The sequence below is a fragment of the Rhodococcus sp. HNM0569 genome (assembly GCF_012726205.1).
Taxonomy (GTDB): Bacteria; Actinomycetota; Actinomycetes; order Mycobacteriales; family Mycobacteriaceae; genus Rhodococcus_F.
On sequence record NZ_JAASAE010000003.1, the window covers coordinates 402,100 to 422,962 of the forward strand.

Sequence of the window (20,863 nt, forward strand, 5' to 3'; positions counted from 1 at the left end):
CACCAGGATGACGCATCGGGACCGCAACATCGGCCCGCCCGCGCGAAGACATGCCGACGTGCGGCAAACTGGGGGAGTGAGCGTTGCATCGTCCCCCGAACGGCAGAGTGTGCGTCCGGTACTCGCCGACGCCGTCGACCTCGCGCGATCCGCGGTGACGGACCTGCGTGAAGGGGGCGTCGGGCAGTACCTCGGCGTCGAGCGCGAGGACGACTGTGCGGCCACGCACCGGTTCGTGGCCGAGCTGCCCGGCTACCGAGGGTGGCAGTGGGCCGTCGTGGTCGCCGCGGCCCCCGACGACTCGCACGCGACGGTCAGCGAACTGGCACTGTTGCCGGGCCCCGACGCACTCGTCGCGCCCGAATGGGTGCCGTGGAATCAGCGCATCCGGCCCGGCGATCTCCCCCCCGGCGCCCTGCTCGCCCCGGTGCCCGACGACCCGCGCCTCGGGCCGGGCTTCATGGCCACGGGCGACCCGGTGGTCGACGAGACGGCGGTCGAGGTCGGGCTGGGCCGTCGACAGGTGATGAGCCGCGAAGGCAGGCTCGACGCGGCCGAGCGGTGGCACGACGGCGACCACGGCCCCGACTCCGAGATGGCGAAGGCCGCGCCGTCGACGTGCGACATGTGCGGCTTCTACCTGCCCCTCGCCGGCTCGCTGCGGGGTGCGTTCGGCGTGTGCGGCAACGAGTACGCGGCCGACGGGCAGGTCGTGCACGCCGCGTACGGGTGCGGCGCACATTCGGACACCGAACTGCCCGTGGGCGCAGGCACACCTCGCTACGACGCATTCGACGACTCCGCGATCGAGGTGGTCACGGTCGGGTCCCCCGCGTCCGAAGAAGTCGAGTCCCCCGCGCCCGAAGACGCTGCGCCGGACCAGGCGGGGCCGAAGGATCGAGCAGACCGGACGGATCAGGCGGAGCCGACCACCGACGAGGCGGACTGACTGCCCGCCCCGATGCCCACCGCAGCCGACCCGTTCGACACCCGCGCGCTGCGTAGCGGCGTGCTGAGCGCGTGGGCGTCCTCGCCCACGCGGCTGCGCGAGGACGCGCACGCCGAGGGTGATCTCGTCGAGGCCGGCTACCGCGATCGCGTGTTCACCGAACTCGCGCAGAACGCCGCCGACGCCGCTGCGCGCGCGGGCGTTGCCGGCCGGATACGCGTCCGCGTCGACGACGGTGTGCTCTCGGTCGCCAACACCGGTCGCCCGCTCGACGCACCGGGCCTGCGGGCACTGGTCGCCTTGCGCGCATCGGACAAGGATGCCGGCACCGACCCTGCCGGTGTCGGCCGGTTCGGGGTCGGCTTCACGTCAGTGCTCGCGCTCGGCGACCACGTCGAGGTGCGTTCGACGTCGGGCTCGGTGCTGCTGTCCCGTGAACGCACCCGCCGTGAGATCGAGACCGCCGGGCTCACCGCGCCCGACGTGGGGGTGCCCGCGCTGCGGCTCGCGTGGCCGATCGACGCCGCACCCGCGGACGGCTTCGACACCGAGATCCGGGTGACCCTCGGCGCTCGTGTCGACGTACAGGAACTCGCCGCGGCGATCGCCCGCGAAGCGGTCGACGTGCTGCTCGAACTGCCCGCACTCGAGTCGATCGCGCTGCCGGGCGACGCGGGCCCGCTGACCCGCACGAGCCGCCGCGTCGGCGAACTCACCGAGATCACGATCGGCGAGGGCACGTGGTGGCAGCACGAGTCCGCGCACGCGCGCTGGCTGGTTCCCGTGCAGGACGGCGTCGTGCGACCCGTCGGCGAAGTCGACAATCCAGACGGGCAGTGGCGCGACGGGCAGTGGGGCGACGTGCTGCGCGCCCCCACCCGCTCGGACGAACAGTTGTCTCTGCCCGCGCTCGTGATTGCCGACGTCGCGATGCAACCCGACCGCCGCCGCGTCCTGCCCGGCGCGCGTCTCGAACACGTCGCCGACGGATACGCGGACTTCGTTGCGGCGCTGCCGGTGTCGCAGCGCGCCAAGATGGTGCCGGTGCCCGCGTTCGCGCGCGGCGAGGTCGACGGCGTCCTGCGCGAGGCCGTCGTGCGGGTACTGCGCGACGGTCCTTGGGCACCGACCGTCGACGGCCGCGTCGTCGCCGGTGCGCGGGCGCGCGTCGTGACCGGGCTGACCGACGAACTCGCGCACCTGCTGCGCGAGACGATCGACGACCTCGTCGACCCGGCCGTGTCGGGCACTCGGTACGCACCGGCATGGGCCGCGGTCGATGCACATCGGCTCGGCCTCGCCCGCATCGCGGAGCTGCTCGCGGGAGCCGAACGCGAACCCCGGTGGTGGCACGCGTTGTACGACGCGTTGACCCCTTTCGTGGCCGACCCCGTCGCCGCCGAGGAACTCGCCGCGATCCCGGTCCCGCTCGCCGACGGGCGCACCGTCACCGGGCCGCGCACGACCGTCACCGGCACCGACGACCTCGACGTCCGCGGTGTCACCTGGGCACGCACCGTGCACCCCGACGCCGTGCACCCGCTGCTGAGCCGGCTCGGCGCGCAGCCGGTCACGGCGGCCGACCTGCTCGCCGAACCCGCGCTGCGCGACCTCGTCGAGGACTGTGCGGCAGGCGAACTCGACGACGACACGGCAGACGGTCTCACCGGCGCGGTGCTCGCGCTCGCGGCACACGCCGCGCCCGCCGACGTGCCGTCGTGGTTGGGGGAGCTGCCCCTGCCCGACGTCGACGGCGAACTCGTGCCCGCCGACGAACTGCTGCTGCCCGAGTCGCCGCTCGCAGCCGTGCTCGCCGACGACGCCCCGTTCACGACGGTCGACGCCGACCTCGCCGCCACCGCGGGCGCGGCCGCGCTCACGGCGCTCGGTGTCGGCTGGTCGTTCACGACCGTGCGCGCCGACGATCCCACCGGCCCCGACCACGGCCTCGACGACGAGGACACGTGGTGGGGGCAGCTCGCGGACGAACCGTCGTCCCTGGTCGCGGCGCGCGATCTCGAACTCGTCGACCCCGCCCGGTGGGCGGACGCGCTCGCGCTGCTCGCACACGATCCGGCGACCGCGCCGTTACTCGCCGATCGCGACGGCTACACCGCGTGGTGGCTACGCACGCACGCGGTTCTCGACGGGGCGACGCTCGGCGTGCTCCGCCACCCCGACGACAGCACCTTCGACGGCCTGCTCGATGCCGCTGCGCATCCGGATGCCGACGTCTTCGCCGCGGCACTCGCCCCCCGCGTGGTCGATTCGCCTGCGCTCGCGTCGTTGCTGCTCGAACGCCTCGCCGATGCCGCACGCACCCCTTCGCCCGAGGTCGTGGCGCGCACGCACACGCGCGTCGCGGAAGCAGTCGCGGAAGGCCGCCTCGACGCGGCCGATCTCGCGGTGCCCGCGCGGGTGCGCACCGCGGCGGGCAGCGCCGCCGATCCCGACGACGTGATGGTGCTCGACCGGGCCTGCTATGCGCACGTCGTGCCGCTGGAGCGTGTCGCGCCCGGTGCACCCACGACAGCACCCGAACTGGCCGAGGTCCTCGACCTGCCGCTCGCGTCCGACGTCGTCACCGCACGGGTCCTCGGTGCGGGGACGGCCACGACACTCGGGTCGTTGCCCGGCGCGGTCGCCGCGTTCACCGCCGCGGCGCTGCCGATCCCGCCCGGCCGCGTCGACGTGCACGAGCGCCTCACCGTGCGGCTCACCGGCGAGTTGTCGGGAGACGTCGACGTGCCGTGGTGGGTCGACGACGACGGCCTCGTGCACTGCACCGCGCACTGGCCGGTTCCGTATGTCTCCTGACGGAGTGTCCGGCGACCCGACGCTCGACGTCTCGGTCTTCGACGGGGTGCTGCGCGACCGCACGGACGACCCGGCCGCTGCGGTGGAAGCGTTCACCCACAGCGGTGGCACCGCGGCGATGTGGTGCGCGAGCGCGGTGCTCGTCGTGGCGCTCGCCCTGGTACGGCGCCGTGGTGATGCCGTGCTCGTGGGCGGGGCGATGTTCACCGGGCTGGTGTTGATGAGCGCGCTCAAGCGCCTGTGGCGGCGCGAACGTCCACCGATACCGGAACGCCTCGTCGACGTCGACAGCTACTCGTTCCCGTCCGGCCACGCCATGATGACCGCGATCTTCGCCGTGACCGTCGGTTTCGTCGTCGTGACGAGCGTGGGGCCGCGGGTGCTCGAAGCCACGCTCGCCGCGCTGCTGGTGGTGTTCACGCTCGGGATCGGGCTCTCGCGCGTGTATCTCGCGGCGCACTGGGCCACCGACGTCGCCGCGGGGTGGCTGTTCGGCGTCGTGTGGGGAGCGGTGTGGATCGTCGCGCGCCGCAGTGCGTGGCGCGTTGCGTGGCCGCGCCGGCACCGGCCGCGGTGACGCACCGTAGCGACCTACACGAGACCCTGTTGAGCGCCGCGATCGCCGCGCCGCGCCGCACGCCGCTGCACGAAGAACAGGGCGTAACCGAGCACGCCGATTGCCGCGCCGCACGCGCACACCGCGAGCGTCGAGCCGGCGCCGTCGGTGACGAGCACCACGACACACGCGACGAGCCACGCGACCGTTCCGAGCAAAAGTGCTGGTCGTGGGTCCGAGAGGCGCGTCAGGACGGCGGGTTCGTTGGGCGTCGTGTGCACCGAACGGAGGATACCCCTGTCGGTGTGCCCTACTCTTTACCTTTGCGCACCGAACGGTGTCGGCATTGCCAGATGAGGAAGATCGCATGAGTGCTGGGTCGAAGCTGCTCGACAACTATTTCAAGATCAGCGAACGCGGCTCGACCGTCGGCGCCGAGGTGCGCGGCGGGCTCGTCACGTTCTTCGCGATGGCATACATCGTGGTGCTCAACCCGCTGATCCTCGGCAGCTCGTCGCCCGACGACGCGGTCGCGAAGCTCGACGTGATGGGCAACATCCTGCCCGTCAACCAGGTCGCCGCGGTCACCGCGCTCGTCGCGGGCCTCATGAGCATCGTGTTCGGTGTCGTCGCGAACTACCCGTTCGCGATCGCCGCGGGCCTCGGCATCAACAGCCTCCTCGCGGTCACGATCGCCCCGCAGGTCACGTGGCCCGAAGCGATGGGCCTGATCGTGATCGACGGCATCATCATCGTGGTGCTCGCGCTCACGGGCTTCCGCACCGCCGTGTTCAACGCGATCCCGCCCGAACTCAAGGCCGCGATCGCTGCCGGTATCGGCGCATTCATCGCGTTCATCGGCTTCGTCGACTCGGGCTTCGTGCGCCGCATTCCCGACGCCGCGGGCACCACGGTCCCCGTCGGGCTCGGCATCGACGGCTCGATCGCGTCGTGGCCCACCGCGATCTTCGTGTTCGGCCTGCTGCTGATGGGTGTGCTCGTCGCGCGCAAGGTCAAGGGCGGTCTGTTGATCGGCATCGTCGCCACCACCGTCCTCGCGGCGATCGTCGAGGCGGTCGCGGACCTCGGGTCGTCGGCGACCAACCCCAAGGGCTGGAGCCTGTCGACACCCGAGTCGCCGTCGAACATCCTCGGGATGCCCGACCTGAGCCTGGTCGGCGAGGTCAGCATCGTCGGCGCGTTCACGCGGATCGGTGTGCTCGCCGCGAGCCTGCTCGTCTTCACCCTCGTCCTCGCGAACTTCTTCGACGCGATGGGCACCATGACCGGTCTCGGCAAGGAAGCCGGGCTCACCGACAAGAACGGCACCCTGCCCGGGATCGGGAAGGCACTGGTCGTCGAGGGTGCGGGCGCGGTCGTCGGTGGTAGCGCGTCGGCGTCGTCGAACACGGTGTTCGTCGAGTCGGCGTCCGGTATCGGCGAGGGTGCGCGCACCGGCCTCGCCAATGTCGTCACCGGTGTCCTGTTCCTCGCCGCGATGTTCTTGACGCCGCTGTACTCGATCGTGCCGATCGAGGCCGCGTCGCCCGCGCTGATCATCGTCGGTGCGCTCATGATCGGGCAGGTGCGCGACATCGACTTCACGAAGTTCGAGATCGCGCTGCCGGCCTTCGCCACGATCATGGTCATGCCGTTCACGTACTCGATCGCCAACGGCATCGGCGTCGGCTTCATCTCGTGGGTCGTGCTGCAGACCGCGGCGGGCAAGGGCCGCAAGGTGCATCCGCTGCTGTGGATCGTGGCGCTGCTGTTCGTCGCGTACTTCACGGTCGGCCCGATCACCGACGCCCTCACCTGACCGTTCGCCCGGCGTGCAGGCGCGGCCCATCCCGTATTCTCAGGGTTGTGACCATGAACTCTCAGGGCGTGAACGGGGACTCTCAGGGCGCGACCGGGGATTCTCGTGAGCTCGCCGCCGAGTTGTCGATCGCCGTGGTGCGGCTGACGCGGCACCTGCGGGGCCAGCGCGCCACCGCAGCGGTGACCCTCACACAGTTGTCCGCGCTCGCGACGCTCGCGCGCGAGGGCGACATGACCCCGGGGGCGCTCGCGGCGCTCGAACGCGTGCAGCCGCCGTCCATGACGCGAGTCATCGGCGCGCTCGTCGACGCCGGGCTGGTCGATCGCAAACCTCACGCCACCGACGGCCGTCAGGTCATCGTCGCGCTCACCGACAAGGGCCGCGCGATCATCACCGACGAGTCGCACGCGCGCGAAGCGTGGATGGCCGCGCGGCTCCAGCGACTCGACGAAGCGGAACGCAAGACGCTCGCCGACGCGGTCGCGATCATGACCGCCATGGTCAACGACCGCGACTGACCCTGGGGTCCCGTCCCGCCAGGGCGGTCGCGAAGAGCACTATGAGACGGTGCCTTCCGAAGATCCCGAGCTGCGCGCCGACACGAACGAGGCGCAGCCCGGTGGCATGTTCGTGGCACTGCGCACCCGCAACTACCGCCTGTGGGCGTCCGGCCAGATCGTGTCGCTCGTCGGCACGTGGATGCAGCGGGTCGCGCAGGACTGGCTCGTCCTGACCCTCTCCGACGGCAACGCCCTGGCCGTCGGCATCGTGATGGCACTGCAGTTCGGGCCCACCCTGCTGCTGTCGGTATGGGGCGGTGTGCTCGCCGACCGCTTCGACAAGCGCCGCATCCTCGTCGCGACACAGGTGTCGATGGCGTTGTGCGCGTTGGTGCTCGGCGTCCTCGACGTCGGGGGAGTGGTCGCCCTGTGGCACGTGTACCTCATCGCGTTCGTGCTCGGCTGTGCGTCGGCGATCGACGCCCCCGCTCGCCAGTCGTTCACGATCGAGATGGTCGGTCCCGAGCACCTGTCGAACGCGATCGCCCTGAACTCGATGACGTTCAACGCGGCCCGCATCGTCGGGCCCGCGATCTCGGGCGTGCTCATCACGTGGATCGGCACCGGCTGGGTGTTCCTGCTCAATGTGGGCACATTCGCGGGAGTGCTGCTCGGGCTGCTGCTCATGAACGCGCGCGAGCTCATGCCCGGGCCCCGTGCCGAACGCGCGAAAGGCCAGGTGCGGGAGGGGTTCCGCTACGTGCTCGGCCGCGCCGACCTGCGAGTGCTGATGGCCGCCGTGTTCATGGTCTCGACCTTCGGGCTCAACTTCCCGGTGAGCCTCGCGGTGCTCGCGCGCAACACCTTCGACCGTGGCGCCGACGCGTACGGGCTGTTGTCGACGACGCTCGCGATCGGCACCCTCGCGGGCGCGGTGTTCGCGGCGCGACGGCGCACCCCACCGCGGCTGCGCACCTTCCTCGCGGCCGCGGTGGGTTTCGGTGCGTTCGAGACGCTCGTCGGCGTCATGCCCACCTATCCGCTCGTCGCGCTGTTGCTGATCCCCACCGGTGCGCTCACGCTCACGTTCACGACGTCCGCGATGAACATCCTCCAGATGTCGGTGCCGTCGGAGATGCGTGGACGCGTCATGGGGATCTACATGCTGTGTTTCCTCGGCGGCACCCCGCTCGGCAGTCCGGTTCTCGGGTGGCTTGCGGACGTCCTCGACCCGCGTGCTCCGCTCGTCGTCGGGGGTGTCGTGTCGCTCGTCAGTGGCGCGGTCGCCGTCGCGTATCTCATGCGGCGCGAACGGATGACGTTCACGCTCCGCGCGCCCGGCGAGGGACGCAGGCTGCCCGCACTGGACGTGCGCGTCGTGTGCGATGCCGAGGAGCAGGCGATGGAGGCGGGTGCCGACGCGCGCCGCTCCGGCACGTGACGCTTACCGGTGAGCAGGCACTCTGCCGTCAGGGCAGGGGATTACGTCTTTGTCGCCGGGCAGGTGAGGCGGTGTTCGCGGGGTACGGCACCATGTACGCGTGGTTCACGTCATCGACATCGCCGATCCGGCCGATCCCCGCCTCGACGACTTCCGCGATCTCAACTCGTCCGATCGCCGTCCCGACCTGCCCGAAGGCAAGGGGCTCGTGATCGCGGAGGGGGTGTTCGTCGTGCAGCGGATGCTCGCGTCGAGGTTCGCGCCCATGGCGATGCTCGGCGTCGACCGGCGGCTCACCGAACTCGGCAGCGATCTCGACGATGTCGACGTGCCGTTCTACCGGACCAGCGCCGACGTCATGGCTCAGGCCGTCGGCTTCCATCTCAACCGCGGCGTGCTCGTGGCCGCGCGCAGGCCCGCAGCGCTGACCCTCGACGACGCGCTCGACGGGGCACGCACGGTCGCCGTGCTCGAAGGCGTCAACGACCACGAGAACCTCGGCGCGATGTTCCGCAATGCGGCGGGGCTCGGCGTCGACGCGGTGTTGTTCGGGAAGGGCGCCGCCGACCCGCTCTATCGGCGTTCGGTGCGGGTGTCGATGGGCCATGTGCTGCGCGTCCCGTTCGCCGACGTCCCCGACTGGCCGCGTGGCCTCGACGCGCTGCGTGAGCGCGGCTTCCAGCTGATCTCGCTCACCCCCGATCCGTCGGCCGTGCCGCTCGCGGCCGCGATGACCGGCGACAAGGTCGCGGTCCTCCTCGGCGCGGAAGGGCCCGGCCTCACGGAGCATGCGATGCGTGCGACCGACGTGCGCGCTCGCATTCCGATGGCTCCCGGCACGGATTCGCTCAACGTCGCGACCGCCGCGGCGATGGCGTTCTACGAGCGCGTGCGGACGGCCGAGTGAGCGCTCCGGTACGCACAGGCGAAACCCCGTGGTTCACGGGCCTGCTCGTCACGCTGCTCACCGCGTTCTTCGTCGCCGCCGCGGCGGTCGCCTTCGCCGCCGGCCTCGCGCGCGTCAACGTCGTGATGTCGATCCTGCTCAACGCCGCCGTGGCAGCGGGCGCGGCACCGATGCTGTGGCAGATCCGGCGCACGCTCGTGTGGCGATGGGTCGCACTGGGCGGCGCGGTCGGTCTGGTCGCCGGCTGGATCGCCGCGCTCGCGGGAATGGGCTGACGTCGCAGCGCCGTCGGTCCTCCGGCTCACGCAGGCAGGCCGAAATAGCCGCGTACGCGTGAAAGCAGTCGTGGTTTGCCGGAGCCGGACGGCTCGGGATCGTCGTGCGAAACCGGTTGTCGTTCGACGTCTTTCGGATCACCCGACTGATCGGGGGGCCCCGACTTCTCAGCGGGATCCGGCTGAACGGGGGCAGGGGGCGGCATGGGTACCCGGGCAGGCGGCAGCGCGGGCTGCTCGGCAGGTCGGAATCCGCGCAGGCTCAGCCATGCGGGGTCGACGGCGTCGGCGCTGCGGTTGCCGGTGTAGCGGAAGCCGAGCCAGGCGAGGTTCGCGGCTTCGGCGAACTGCTGCGGATGGAACGGCAACGCCGACGGGTGCGGCAGGAACTCGAGCGGGTATCGCTGCGGATGCTCACCCGCCCAGAACGGCCGCTCCCACAGTTGCGGGATGCCCTGATCCTCCTCGATCGAGGTGGGCGACGCCGCGAACGAGCGGATCAGCCGCCCGCCACGCCACTGCGCGAAGCCACCCCACGCGTCGTCCGGCCGCGAACACACCAGCAGGGTCTCGGGCGCCCAGTCGAGCCACCGACTCGGCAATGCCGCCGGACTCGGCACCGTCAGCTCGGGCGCCGCGACGACGGTGAGACCCGGATAGGCCCCGACGAAGAGCGATCCCGCTCGCCCCGCCGCCGTCGCGGGCAGCGAGGCGGTGCCGGAGTCGTGCAGGTCGAGCGTGCCGAGCAGGGCAGCCGCGAGGCCGCGCGCGACGCCGTCGTCGGGTTCGGGTGCGGCCGCGAGGGCGCCCGCGCGATCGGCCGTGTGGACGAACCACACTGTCGACACCGCCCTCGCCATCTCGGATCCCGCCGCTCGTGCGTCCGGCCGCCGCGGGCCGGGTCAGCGTCCGCTGCTGCGCACGCCCAGGAGCACATCGTCCCACGACGGCAGCGCGGGCTTGCCGCGCTTGTCCTTGGTGGGTTGTCGCGGCGCGGTGCGAGGGGCTTCGGCCGCGGCCGGCTCGTGCGGCTGCTGCGCATCGTGGTCGATGATCTGCGGACCGTCCGTCTCGGCGACGACCGTGCCCGTGACGATCGGCTCGTCGCTCGGCGTGTGCGGAACCGTCTCGGCGACGATCGGCTCGTCCGCGTCGGCCTCGTCGCCGCGCTCGTCGCTCGAGGTGAGCTCGAGCTGATCGGAATCGCTCGACACCGCCGCGAGACCGCGCAGGGGGCGGCCGAAGTCCGGGTCGATCAGATCGAACGCGGTGTCGTCGAGTGCGACGATGGTGCCGCCGTGTGCGTCGGGCTGGTAGCGCCAGTGCGCCGAGTTGGTGCTCCGGCCTGCCTGCCACTGCAGCTGGGCGACCCAGTGATTGTCGTTGTCGCGCCAGGCATCCCACTCGGCGTCCTCGATCACGTGCCCACGTGCACGGAACGCCTGGCCGACGATGTCGACGAGAGTCTGCACCGAGGGGCCGTCGTCGAGCACCGGGTGGCCGCCCTGGGCGAGTTCGGCGGCGCGCGAACGTTCGAGCAGTACCGGGTACGCGAATCGTTCGACCTTCGACAGGGGGATGCCTGCTTCCTCGGCGACCTCCTCGACGGAGGCGCCGCAGCGGATGCGGGCTTGGATCTCACGCGGCCTGAGTTGACTGTCCATTTCGATCTCGATCTGTCCGAGTCGGGCCATGTCTCCGCGGGAGGCCGCGCGAAGCTTGTCGTCGGCGGGTAGCCGGAATTTTTCGCCGGTACTTGCGTCGGCGCACACGACGTGCGACCCATCGGGCTCGAGACCGATCACTCGAAGCTCTCGCACTCTGACCTCCCTCATCGCGCCGGCTCGCGACTGTCCGTGCCGACTGTAATGGACCCGTGACCCGAGGTGGGGGAGGACACGCGCGGGCAGTCTCAGCCGCGCGCGAAGGTGACGAGGAAGTCGATACTGCCGTTGCCGTCGACCGTGACGAAGCCGAGCGACGGCGGCTGCACACCGTAGTCGGTCCACACAGTGGGAACCGAGCCCGACGCGATCAGCTCGTCGCCCGAGCGCAACACCGTGATCTGCGCGTCGACGTGCTGTGTGCGGTCCTTGAGCGCGAGCGTGCCCGGCGCGGTGACCGTGCCGACCGTACCATCGTCCGGCACGCCGGACAGGTCGACGGGTCCGTCGAGGGTGAAGGTCGCGGTGGGGAAGGTGTCCGTCTGCATGACGTTGCCACGGAACTGAGAATCGCGGCGGCCGGAGTCGGTGGCGATGGTGGCCACCTGCACCGTGACCTCGGCGGCGGTGAGTGCGCCGTTCTCGATCGTCGCGGTACCGGACACGTCGTGTGTGCTGCCCACGACGGTGACGGACTCGCCGTTGAGGATCTCGTGCACCGTGTACCCGGCCGCAGTGGTGTTGGGATCGGAGCCTGCGGCGACCACCCAGTCCCCGTCGACGGCACCGGATGCCGGACGCGCACCCTCGGTGGACACGCTCGCGGCGGGCGCGTCGTCCTCGGCCACGAATTTCGCATACAGCCACGGCGCGGCGACGGCGATCGCGGCTACGAGCACGATCGCGCTGATCAGCCACGGCACCCATTTCCTCATGAGGGCAGACTAATCGGACGAAGCGGTCGCCGGTAGGGACTGCGGGTCAGTCGCCGTCCGCCTCGGACTCACCGTCTTCGGACGCGAGGGGGTCGGGAGCGTCGCCGCCTTCGAGGATCGTGAGCTCTTCGCGGATCTCGGCGGCGAGTCCCTCCAGCCTCTCCTCGAAGCCGTGTGCCTCGTTCCCGTCGGTGCCGCTGCCGTTCTGATCTGGCGTGCCGTTCTCGCCGTGGTTGTCGGACATCGGGGGCCTCCTCGCGTTGCGGCCGGACATACCCGACGATACGGCCGCAGACGCGACGGCGGGCCGCTCCGGAAGGGAGCGGCCCGCCGTCGCGTGGAGAAGACGAGTGTCAGAGTTGGCCGACGACCCAGTCGATGCTCTTGGTGAGCTGGGTGACGTCGTCGGGATCGATGGCCGGGAACATGCCGATGCGCAACTGGTTGCGGCCCAGCTTGCGGTACGGCTCGGTGTCGACGATGCCGTTGGCCCGCAGGATCTTCGCAACGGCCGCGGCGTCGACGGAGTCGTCGAAGTCGATGGTGCCGACCACCTGCGAGCGGTGCTTCGGGTCCGCGACGAAAGGCGTCGTGTACGACGTCTTCTCGGCCCACTCGTACAGACGTGCCGACGAATCGGCGGTACGCGCGACGGCCCAGTCGAGGCCGCCGTTGGCGTTCATCCACTCGATCTGGTCGACGAGCAGCAGCAGCGTCGCGATCGCGGGCGTGTTGTAGGTCTGGTCCTTGACGCTGTTGTCGATCGCGATCGGCAGCGACAGGAAGTCGGGCGTCCAGCGGCCCGAGTCCTTGATCTCGGAGACACGCTCGAGCGCCTTCGGGCTCATCAACGCGATCCACAGACCGCCGTCGGCCGCGAACGACTTCTGCGGCGCGAAGTAGTAGACATCGGAGTCGGCGACGTTCACGGGCAGGCCACCCGCGCCCGACGTCGCGTCGATCGCGACGAGCGCGTCGCCGGAGCCGGCCGGACGCGTCACGGGAACCGCGACTCCCGTCGACGTCTCGTTGTGCGCCCAGCCGATCAGGTCGACCGAGCCGTCGGCGACGATCTCGGGCGCGCCGCCCGGTTCGGCCGACACGACGACCGGGTCGCCGATGAACGGGTTGTTCTTCGCGACCGAGGCGAACTTCGACGAGAACTCGCCGTACGTGAAGTGCTGCGAGCGCTCACGGATCAGGCCGAATGCCGCCGCGTCCCAGAATGCTGTGGTGCCGCCGTTGCCGAGCACGACCTCGTAGCCGTCGGGCAGCGAGAACAGCTCGCGCAGGCCCGACCGCACGCGGGCGACGACGTCCTTGACCGGCTTCTGGCGGTGGCTGGTGCCGAACACCGAGGCACCGACCTCGACCAGCGACTGCAGCTGTTCGGGACGGACCTTCGAGGGACCGCAACCGAACCGGCCGTCGGCGGGCTTGAGATCTGCGGGGATGGTCGGGTTGCTCATCGGGCTCTTCGGTGTCCTTCTCGACTCGATCGGATCGGCTTGCGGCCCCACTGCTGACTGGCGGTCAGCTGTGGGAGATCTGGTCCCAGCCCTCGACGGACTCGGGGCTGCGCGGCGCGGGGCCGGTGTACACGGCGGCGGGCCGGACGAGCTTGCCCAGCCGCTTCTGTTCGAGGATGTGCGCGCACCAGCCTGCGGTGCGACCGCACGTGAACATCGCGGGCATCATGTGCGCGGGAACCTCGGCGAAGTCGAGCATCACGGCCGCCCAGAACTCGACATTGGTCTCGATCGCGCGGTCCGGGCGACGCTCACGCAGCTCGGCGAGCGCGGCCTGCTCGAGCGCTGCCGCGGCCTCGAAGCGAGGCGCGTCGAGACGCTTGGCCGTCGCGCGCAGCACGCGGGCCCGCGGGTCCTCGGCACGGTAGACGCGGTGGCCGAAGCCCATGAGCTTCTCTTTGCGGTCGAGGATCGACTTGACGACGCCACGCGCGTCGCCCGTGCGTTCGGTCTCCTCGATCATCGGCAGGACGCGGGCCGGGGCACCGCCGTGCAGGGGCCCGGACATCGCGCCGATGGCGCCGGACAGCGACGCGGCGACATCCGCGCCTGTCGATGCGATGACACGCGCGGTGAACGTCGACGCGTTCATGCCGTGCTCGGCCGCCGACACCCAGTACGCGTCGATCGCCTCGACGTGGCGGGGATCGGGCTCGCCCTTCCAGCGCACCATGAACCGTTCGGTGACGGTCGCGGCCTCGTCGATCCGCTTCTGCGGCACGGCAGGCACGTAGATGCCGCGCGCCGACTGTGCGACATACGACAGCGCCATGACCGAGGCGCGCGCGAGGTTCTCGCGGGCGGTCTCGTCGTCGATGTCGAGCAGCGGCTCGTAGCCCCAGATGGGGGCGAGCATCGCGAGACCTGCCTGGACGTCGACGCGGACGTCGCCGGTGTGCACGGGCAGCGGGAACGGTTCGGCGGGCGGCAGGCCGGGGCCGAAGCGGCCGTCGACGAGCAGTGCCCATACGTTGCCGAAGGTGACCTTGCGGCCGACGAGATCTTCGATGTCGACACCGCGGTAGCGCAGGGCGCCGCCGTCCTTGTCGGGTTCGGCGATGTCGCTCGTGAAGGCGACGACGCCTTCGAGTCCGCTGACGAAGTCCTCCGGCACCGACGTGCTCGCAGTCATTGATCGTGCTCCTCTATCGAGTGCCCTCGGTCGGAGTGGCACTGTCCTCGGCGTCTGGACCGTGCGGTCGTGTCTTCCGCACTGTTCGGTGTTCCACTCTTGTCGCACCCGCGTCGTGTGGTGCGGGATGTGCACGCACGCGTGGTGTGCCGATGCCGTCGCGCAGAGCCCACCGGCCCGCGACGCCCACTGACCGGGTGCGTTCCGCGACGAGCCGACGGGTCCGGCGACAGGTTCGGTCACCTGCGACTCTAGACGCTGCCACCGGGCCACCGTTGCCCGCCTACCTCAGAGTAGCGTTCGGGACGTGCCGTCAGACCACGTTCCTCCCGGCAGGGAAAGTCCCGAGCTCGCGGCGATGCGCGTCGCGTACTCGGAACAGGGCGCGGGCCGCGCGGAAGAGCCCGATCTCGACGTCGTGCACGTCGCCGACGGGTGGCTTCCCCTCGTCCGGATCTGGATGGGCGCTGCCGTCGAGGCCGGTCTGGCCGAGCCCAATGCGATGGTGCTGGCCACGGTCGACGACGAGGGCAGGCCGGCGAGCCGCACCGTGTTGTGCAAAGGCCTCAGCGAGGACGGCGTGCTGCTGTTCACCAACTACGAGTCGGACAAGGGGCGCCAGCTCGAGCACAATCCGTACGCGTCGGCGACATTCGCGTGGATCGAGCAGGCCCACCAGGTCACGGTGCGCGGACGGGCGGAACGCGTCGCTGCCGACGTCACCTCCGAGTACTGGCGTAGCAGGCCACGCGGGTCACAGCTCGGCGCCTGGGCGTCGCATCAATCGCAGCCGATCGACTCGCGCGTCGCGCTCGACGCACAGCTCACCGACACGGCGACGCGTTTCGGCACGGGCGAGATCCCGGTGCCGCCGCACTGGGGCGGCATCCTGATCCGGCCGTTCTCGGTCGAGTTCTGGCAGGGCCGCGCCGACCGCCTGCACAACCGGGTGCGCACCGAGCTGGTGGACGGTCGCTGGGTGGCCCGGCGACTGCAACCGTGAGGGGCCTGCTCGCCGACACGACACCGCTGCGCAATCGCGACTACCGGCGGCTGTGGACGGCAGGAATCGTCACCGTCATCGGTGGCCAGCTCAGCATCGTCGCGGTGCCGCAGCAGATCTACGAGATCACCCGCAGCTCGGCGTACGTCGGTCTGGCGGGCGTGTTCGCGCTCGTGCCGCTCATCGCATTCGGGCTGTGGGGCGGAGCGCTCGCCGACGTCATGGACCGTCGCAAGCTGCTCGCGATCACCACGAGCGGGCTGTCGATCACCGCGGTCCTGTTCTGGTTGCAGGCGGCCGCGGGCCTCGACAACGTGTGGGTGATCCTGGTGCTCCTCGCGGTGCAGCAGGCGTGTTTCGCAGTCAACCAGCCGACGCGCGCCGCGATCATCCCGCGGCTGATCCCGGCTGAACAGTTGCCCGCGGCGAACTCGCTCAACATGACCGTCGCGCAGTTCGGCGCGATCGCGGGACCACTCCTCGCGGGCGTCCTGATCCCGATGATCGGATTGTCGACGCTCTACCTGATCGACGCGGTCGCCCTGCTCGTGACGTTGTGGGCCGCACTCACACTGCCCGCGATCCCGCCGTCCGGCGACGCGAGGCGGGCGGGGCTGCGTCAGGTGTTCGACGGTTTCGCGTACCTGTCGACGCAGAAGATCCTGCTCGCGTCCTTCGTCGTCGACATCATCGCGATGGTCTTCGGCATGGCCCGCGCGCTGTTCCCGCAGATCGCGCACGAGTCGTTCGGCGACCCCGTATCGGGTGGTTTCGCCCTCGGCCTGCTGTTCGCGTCGATGTCCGTGGGCGCCGTCCTCGGCGGGGTGTTCTCGGGCTGGCTCCCTCGCGTGCGACGGCAGGGACTCGCGGTCGTCGTGTGCATCGCGCTGTGGGGAGTGGCGATGATCGGATTCGGTGTCACGGTCGGCCTGGCCGAGCCGGGGCGCAGCGCCGCATTCTTGTGGATCGCGGTGGCGTTCATGGCATTCGGCGGTGCCGTCGACATGGTGTCGGCGGCCTTCCGCAGCACCATGTTGCAGCAGGTCGCGACCGACGACATGCGGGGCCGGCTGCAGGGCGTGTTCACCGTCGTCGTGGCCGGCGGTCCGCGACTGGGCGACGTCGCGCACGGCGCGGCAGCCGCCTCGGTCGGCACGGCGGCGGCCGCGGCGGGCGGCGGAGTTCTCGTGGTCGTGGGCGTGGCGATCGCGGCGCTCGTCTTCCCTGCCTTCGTGCGCTACCGCGTGGTCCGTTGAGACACCCCACCGTAGGCACGTCCGGTGCGGTGGGACTAGTTTCTAGGGGATCGAAGAAACGCAGTAACTCATCGGTTCGAGCTTTGAGAGGGATGCTTCGTGCCCGACAATGACACAAAGCCCACGCTCACCTACCCCGGTGGTGAGCACTCGATGTCGATTGCCCGGGCAACCGAGGGCAACGACGGTATCGAGCTGGGCAACCTCCTGGCGAGCACCGGGTACACCACCCTGGACCCGGGCTTCGTCAACACCGCCTCCACCAAATCGGCGATCACCTACATCGACGGCGCGAACGGAATCCTGCGTTATCGCGGTTACCCGATCGAGCAGCTGGCCGAGCGGTCGACGTTCATCGAGGTCAGCTATCTGCTGATCTACGGCGAGTTGCCCACCGCCACTCAGCTCGACGCCTTCACCGACAAGATTCGTCGGCACACGATGCTGCATGAGGACCTCAAGCGCTTCTTCGACGGGTTCCCGCGTAACGCGCACCCGATGCCGGTCCTGTCGAGCGCCGTCAACGCGTTGTCGGCCTACTACCAGGACTCGCTCGATCCGTCGGACCCCGAGCAGGTCGAGTTGTCCACGATCCGGTTGCTCGCCAAGCTCCCCACGATCGCGGCGTACGCGTACAAGAAGTCGGTGGGCCAGCCGTTCCTCTACCCCGACAACTCGCTGTCGCTGGTCGAGAACTTCCTCCGGATGACCTTCGGATTCCCGGCCGAGCCGTACGAGGTCGACCCGGAGATCGCCAAGGCTCTCGACATGCTGCTGATCCTGCACGCCGACCACGAGCAGAACTGCTCGACGTCGACGGTGCGCCTGGTCGGTTCGTCGGACGCCAACCTCTTCACGTCCATCTCGGGCGGCATCAACGCACTGTGGGGCCCGCTGCACGGCGGCGCCAACCAGGCCGTGCTCGAGATGCTGGACGAGATCAAGGCCTCCGGTGGAGACACCGCGGACTTCATGAAGCGCGTGAAGAACAAGGAGGCCGGTGTCAAGCTCATGGGCTTCGGACACCGCGTCTACAAGAACTACGATCCGCGGGCGGCGATCGTCAAGAAGACCGCCGACCAGATCCTCGAGAAGCTCGGCGTCAACGACGAGCTGCTCGACATCGCCAAGGGTCTCGAAGAGGTCGCGCTGAACGACGACTACTTCATCGAGCGCAAGCTCTACCCGAATGTGGACTTCTACACGGGCCTGATCTACCGCGCGATGGGCTTCCCGACGCGCATGTTCACCGTCCTGTTCGCGATGGGCCGGCTGCCCGGCTGGATCGCGCACTGGCGCGAGATGCACGAGGATCCGTCCACCAAGATCGGCCGTCCCCGGCAGATCTACACCGGGTACACCGAGCGCGACTACAAGGATGCCGGACAGCGCTGACGCCGAGCTGCGGCGCCAGGCCGCCTCGAGTGGGTACCCTCGCGGAAACGCCCGCATCATGTCGCCGAGTCGCATCCGGTCAGCAAGCTGAGGAGAAACATGAGCAAGCCGGTCATCGAGTTCCAGGAGGGTCCGCCCCCCACCGATCTGGTCGTCAAGGATCTGGTGGTCGGGGACGGCGCAGAGGCAGTACCCGGTGGCACCGTCGAGGTGCATTATGTCGGTGTCGACTACGAGACGGGCGAGGAGTTCGACTCGTCGTGGAGCCGCGGCGAGTCCATCCAGTTCCCGCTGCGCGGCCTCATCAAGGGCTGGCAGGACGGCATCCCCGGTATGCGAGTCGGCGGTCGTCGCCAGCTCACCATCCCGCCGGAACTTGCGTACGGTCCCGCAGGCGCGGGGCACCAGTTGTCCGGCAAGACGCTGGTGTTCGTGATCGACCTGCTCGACGCGAAGCCCTGATCCCACCGGTCACCCGGCCGCCCCGGCCGCGATGATCCCGGCCCTGGCCGCAATGTCGCACCCTGTGCATTCGACGCACACGAGGTGACATTGCGGCCAGAGCTGTATCCGGGGCCAGTCGGTTGCGGGGTTCTCAGCTGCGGAGCTCGACGACGAGACGGGCACCGCCGAGCGGGCTCTCGTCGAACCAGGCGCGTCCTCCGTGCAGCGCGGCCTGCTGTGCGACCAGGGCGAGGCCGAGGCCCGAGCCGGTCTTCGCGGCGTGGGTGCCACGCGCGAACCGGTCGAACACGTGCTCGCGTTCGCGCTCCGGCACGCCCGAGCCGTCGTCGTCGACCACGATGCGCACCGTGCCGTCGACGCGATGCAGCCCGATCGCGACGTGCGATGCGCGCCCGTGCCGCGCGGCATTGGTCACGGCGTTGTCGACCACGAGCCGCAGGCCCGCGGGCAACCCCCGCAGCCGGGTGCTGTCGGCGTCGACGGTGATCGTGAGATCGGGGTGGTGACGGCGCGCGTCGGCGGCCGCGACGTCGACGACGTCACGTAGATCGAGGTCGACGAAATCCTTGTCGCTGGACAGTTCGCCGCGCGCGAGCCGTTCGAGGTCGGCGAGCGTGGTCTCGACGCGGCCCTGCGCGCGAGCGAGGTCGGCGAGGATCTCGGCGCGGTCGTCGTCGCCGAGCCGGTGGTTGGTGAGCACTTCGAGGTCGGTGCGCATCGCGGTGAGGGGGGTGCGCAGCTCGTGCGCCGACACCGCAGCGAAATCCCGCGCCGTGGCGAGTGCCGCATTGGTGCGTTCCTGCGCGTCCGCGACGTCGCGCAGCATCGACTCGGCCGCGGCCGCGAGCTCGTCCGCCTCGCGTACACCCGACGCCGACGGCAGCAGCTGTGGCTCGCGGTTCGCGATGCGCCGCGTCAGGACGACGAGGGGACGCACCGCCCGTCCGCCGAAGAGCCAGCCGAGCCCGAGCGATGCGGCGACCGCGAGGGCACCCACGAGGGCGACCTGTTTCTGCTGGTCGGTGGTGATGTCCTGGGCCTCGGCGTAGGGGACGGCGATCGAGATGCGGTAGCGGGTGGTGGGCGAGGCCGCGGTGAACGTGCGGTACTTGGTGTCCTCGACGTACGCGGTGTGGGCACCGAGGGCGAGTGGTGGCAGCTGGGTCGGCGTGCTCGACTCCACGTCGCCGGTTTGGTCGCGGATCGTGATCGCGAACGCGCCTGCGTCGCCGAGTGCGCCGAGGAAGGGGCCTGCGACCGCGGCATTGGGCACGACGATCGTCGATGCGGCCTCGAGCCGCCGGTCGAGCTGGGCCAGGTTGTTGCGCGCGATCGCGGCGGCCACGAGCCCGCCGAGTGCCGCGACGATGATGAGCGCACCCAGGCCCGTCGCGGCTGCGACGCGCGTCCGCAGCGAGAACGAGTGACGTCGATGCTGCTCGGGTGCAGCACTCACTCGGGCTCCCGCAACACGAATCCGACACCACGCACGGTGTGTACGAGTCGTGGCGACCCGTCGTTCTCGAACTTGCGGCGCAGGTAGCCGACGAAGACGTCGACGACGTTCGTGTCTGCGGCGAAATCGTAGCCCCACACGAGCTCGAGCAGCCGTTCGCGGCTGAGCACGATCCCGACATTGCGGGCGAGCACGTCGAGCAGTTCGAACTCGCGTTTGGTGAGGGCGATCTCGGTGCCGGACTGCCACACGCGGTGGCCGGCGAGGTCGATCTCGAGGTTGCCGATACGGATCGGTTCGCCCGCCCCCTCCCGCGCCGGTTCGGCGGCGCGGCGGCGCAGCATCGCACGCACGCGTGCAACGAGCTCGGCGAGAACGAACGGTTTGACGAGATAGTCGTCGGCACCGGCCTCGAGGCCCGCGATCCGGTCGTCGACCGAATTTCTGGCGGAGAGCACACATACCGGGATGTTGTTGTCTTTCGCACGCAGTTCGGTGACCACGCCGGTGCCGTCGAGCACCGGCATGTTCATGTCGAGCACCATGACATCGGGCTGCATTTCCTCGACGACGCGCAACGCTTCACGCCCGTCACCTGCGGTGACGACGGAAAAACCGGACAGCCGCAGGCCGCGTTCGAGCGACGTGCGGACATCGGGATCGTCGTCGACGACGAGGACACTCGCGGAGTCGTTCACGCTTCGATTCTGCCCGAGTGAGCCCGTCGTCACCGGTCCTGTGCGTGCAACGTACGTAGACTT

At 70.1% G+C, this 20,863-nt stretch carries 21 protein-coding genes; 12 read left to right on the forward strand and 9 right to left on the reverse strand.

Features of this window, described 5'->3' with window-relative positions; genetic code table 11:
• Positions 1-7 precede the first annotated feature (7 nt).
• From HCA44_RS06520 to HCA44_RS06530, 3 genes are read left to right on the forward strand one after another with little or no spacing between them, the layout of a single operon-like run.
• On the forward strand, positions 8-949 hold the full coding sequence (locus HCA44_RS06520) for a DUF3027 domain-containing protein (RefSeq protein WP_169647698.1): 942 nt from the start codon (positions 8-10) through the stop codon (positions 947-949).
• 12 nt (positions 950-961) lie between these two features.
• Positions 962-3,766 (forward strand): ATP-binding protein, encoded by a 2,805-nt coding sequence (locus HCA44_RS06525; RefSeq protein ID WP_169647699.1) that lies wholly within the window; start codon positions 962-964, stop codon positions 3,764-3,766.
• Between the two features lie 4 nt (positions 3,767-3,770).
• Positions 3,771-4,343, forward strand: a complete 573-nt coding sequence (locus HCA44_RS06530; protein WP_346764607.1) for a phosphatase PAP2 family protein — start codon at positions 3,771-3,773, stop codon at positions 4,341-4,343.
• A gap of 14 nt (positions 4,344-4,357) precedes the next feature.
• On the opposite strand, the gene HCA44_RS06535 is transcribed toward HCA44_RS06530, so the two are convergent.
• Positions 4,358-4,603 carry a DUF2530 domain-containing protein gene (locus HCA44_RS06535; RefSeq protein WP_169647701.1) on the reverse strand — a complete coding sequence of 82 codons (246 nt, stop codon included), beginning with the start codon at positions 4,601-4,603 and terminating at the stop codon, positions 4,358-4,360.
• 86 nt (positions 4,604-4,689) lie between these two features.
• On the opposite strand from HCA44_RS06535, the gene HCA44_RS06540 reads away from it, so the two are divergent.
• The 5 genes from HCA44_RS06540 to HCA44_RS06560 all read left to right on the forward strand — a co-directional run bounded on the left by HCA44_RS06540 (position 4,690) and on the right by HCA44_RS06560 (position 9,267).
• The gene (locus tag HCA44_RS06540) at positions 4,690-6,141 is read left to right on the forward strand and encodes an NCS2 family permease (RefSeq protein ID WP_169647702.1); all 1,452 of its coding nucleotides are present in this window, start codon (positions 4,690-4,692) and stop codon (positions 6,139-6,141) included.
• A gap of 53 nt (positions 6,142-6,194) precedes the next feature.
• Complete coding sequence (locus tag HCA44_RS06545) at positions 6,195-6,662, forward strand: MarR family transcriptional regulator (protein WP_169647803.1); 468 nt, start codon at positions 6,195-6,197, stop codon at positions 6,660-6,662.
• A gap of 106 nt (positions 6,663-6,768) precedes the next feature.
• Entirely contained in the window at positions 6,769-8,085 is a 1,317-nt protein-coding gene (locus HCA44_RS06550; protein ID WP_169647804.1) for an MFS transporter, read from the forward strand.
• 100 nt (positions 8,086-8,185) lie between these two features.
• Positions 8,186-8,992, forward strand: a complete 807-nt coding sequence (locus tag HCA44_RS06555) for an RNA methyltransferase (protein ID WP_169647703.1) — start codon at positions 8,186-8,188, stop codon at positions 8,990-8,992.
• A complete protein-coding gene (locus tag HCA44_RS06560; RefSeq protein WP_169647704.1) occupies positions 8,989-9,267 on the forward strand; it encodes a DUF2537 domain-containing protein in 279 nt (92 codons plus the stop codon). Before HCA44_RS06555 ends, HCA44_RS06560 begins: the two co-directional genes overlap by 4 nt.
• Positions 9,268-9,293: 26 nt before the next feature.
• Here the strand turns inward: HCA44_RS06560 and HCA44_RS06565 are convergent, their stop codons facing one another.
• The 6 genes from HCA44_RS06565 to HCA44_RS06590 all read right to left on the reverse strand — a co-directional run bounded on the left by HCA44_RS06565 (position 9,294) and on the right by HCA44_RS06590 (position 14,527).
• Positions 9,294-10,127 carry a hypothetical protein gene (locus HCA44_RS06565; RefSeq protein ID WP_169647705.1) on the reverse strand — a complete coding sequence of 278 codons (834 nt, stop codon included), beginning with the start codon at positions 10,125-10,127 and terminating at the stop codon, positions 9,294-9,296.
• A gap of 42 nt (positions 10,128-10,169) precedes the next feature.
• Positions 10,170-11,087: a septation protein SepH gene (sepH, locus tag HCA44_RS06570; RefSeq protein ID WP_346764608.1), complete on the reverse strand. Its 918-nt coding sequence runs from the start codon at positions 11,085-11,087 to the stop codon at positions 10,170-10,172.
• 92 nt (positions 11,088-11,179) lie between these two features.
• A complete protein-coding gene (locus tag HCA44_RS06575; RefSeq protein ID WP_169647707.1) occupies positions 11,180-11,866 on the reverse strand; it encodes a YceI family protein in 687 nt (228 codons plus the stop codon).
• A gap of 46 nt (positions 11,867-11,912) precedes the next feature.
• Positions 11,913-12,110, reverse strand: a complete 198-nt coding sequence (locus HCA44_RS06580; RefSeq protein ID WP_169647708.1) for a hypothetical protein — start codon at positions 12,108-12,110, stop codon at positions 11,913-11,915.
• Between the two features lie 109 nt (positions 12,111-12,219).
• The gene (gene serC, locus HCA44_RS06585; RefSeq protein ID WP_169647709.1) at positions 12,220-13,335 is read right to left on the reverse strand and encodes a phosphoserine transaminase; all 1,116 of its coding nucleotides are present in this window, start codon (positions 13,333-13,335) and stop codon (positions 12,220-12,222) included.
• Positions 13,336-13,399: 64 nt separating this feature from the next.
• Complete coding sequence (locus tag HCA44_RS06590; RefSeq protein WP_169647710.1) at positions 13,400-14,527, reverse strand: citrate synthase 2; 1,128 nt, start codon at positions 14,525-14,527, stop codon at positions 13,400-13,402.
• A 358-nt stretch (positions 14,528-14,885) separates the two neighbouring features.
• On the opposite strand from HCA44_RS06590, the gene pdxH reads away from it, so the two are divergent.
• From pdxH to HCA44_RS06610, 4 genes are all read left to right on the forward strand, one after another.
• Positions 14,886-15,530 (forward strand): pyridoxamine 5'-phosphate oxidase, encoded by a 645-nt coding sequence (pdxH, locus tag HCA44_RS06595; protein WP_169647805.1) that lies wholly within the window; start codon positions 14,886-14,888, stop codon positions 15,528-15,530.
• Positions 15,527-16,786 carry an MFS transporter gene (locus HCA44_RS06600; RefSeq protein WP_169647711.1) on the forward strand — a complete coding sequence of 420 codons (1,260 nt, stop codon included), beginning with the start codon at positions 15,527-15,529 and terminating at the stop codon, positions 16,784-16,786. Before pdxH ends, HCA44_RS06600 begins: the two co-directional genes overlap by 4 nt.
• A 99-nt stretch (positions 16,787-16,885) precedes the next feature.
• Positions 16,886-18,181: a citrate synthase gene (locus HCA44_RS06605; RefSeq protein ID WP_169647712.1), complete on the forward strand. Its 1,296-nt coding sequence runs from the start codon at positions 16,886-16,888 to the stop codon at positions 18,179-18,181.
• Between the two features lie 99 nt (positions 18,182-18,280).
• Entirely contained in the window at positions 18,281-18,643 is a 363-nt protein-coding gene (locus tag HCA44_RS06610; RefSeq protein ID WP_169647713.1) for an FKBP-type peptidyl-prolyl cis-trans isomerase, read from the forward strand.
• 133 nt (positions 18,644-18,776) lie between these two features.
• Here the strand turns inward: HCA44_RS06610 and HCA44_RS06615 are convergent, their stop codons facing one another.
• Both HCA44_RS06615 and HCA44_RS06620 read right to left on the reverse strand, forming a co-directional pair.
• Positions 18,777-20,102 (reverse strand): HAMP domain-containing sensor histidine kinase, encoded by a 1,326-nt coding sequence (locus HCA44_RS06615; RefSeq protein WP_169647714.1) that lies wholly within the window; start codon positions 20,100-20,102, stop codon positions 18,777-18,779.
• On the reverse strand, positions 20,099-20,800 hold the full coding sequence (locus tag HCA44_RS06620) for a response regulator transcription factor (protein ID WP_169647715.1): 702 nt from the start codon (positions 20,798-20,800) through the stop codon (positions 20,099-20,101). The genes HCA44_RS06615 and HCA44_RS06620 overlap by 4 nt, the downstream gene beginning before the upstream one ends.
• Positions 20,801-20,863: the final 63 nt, after the last annotated feature.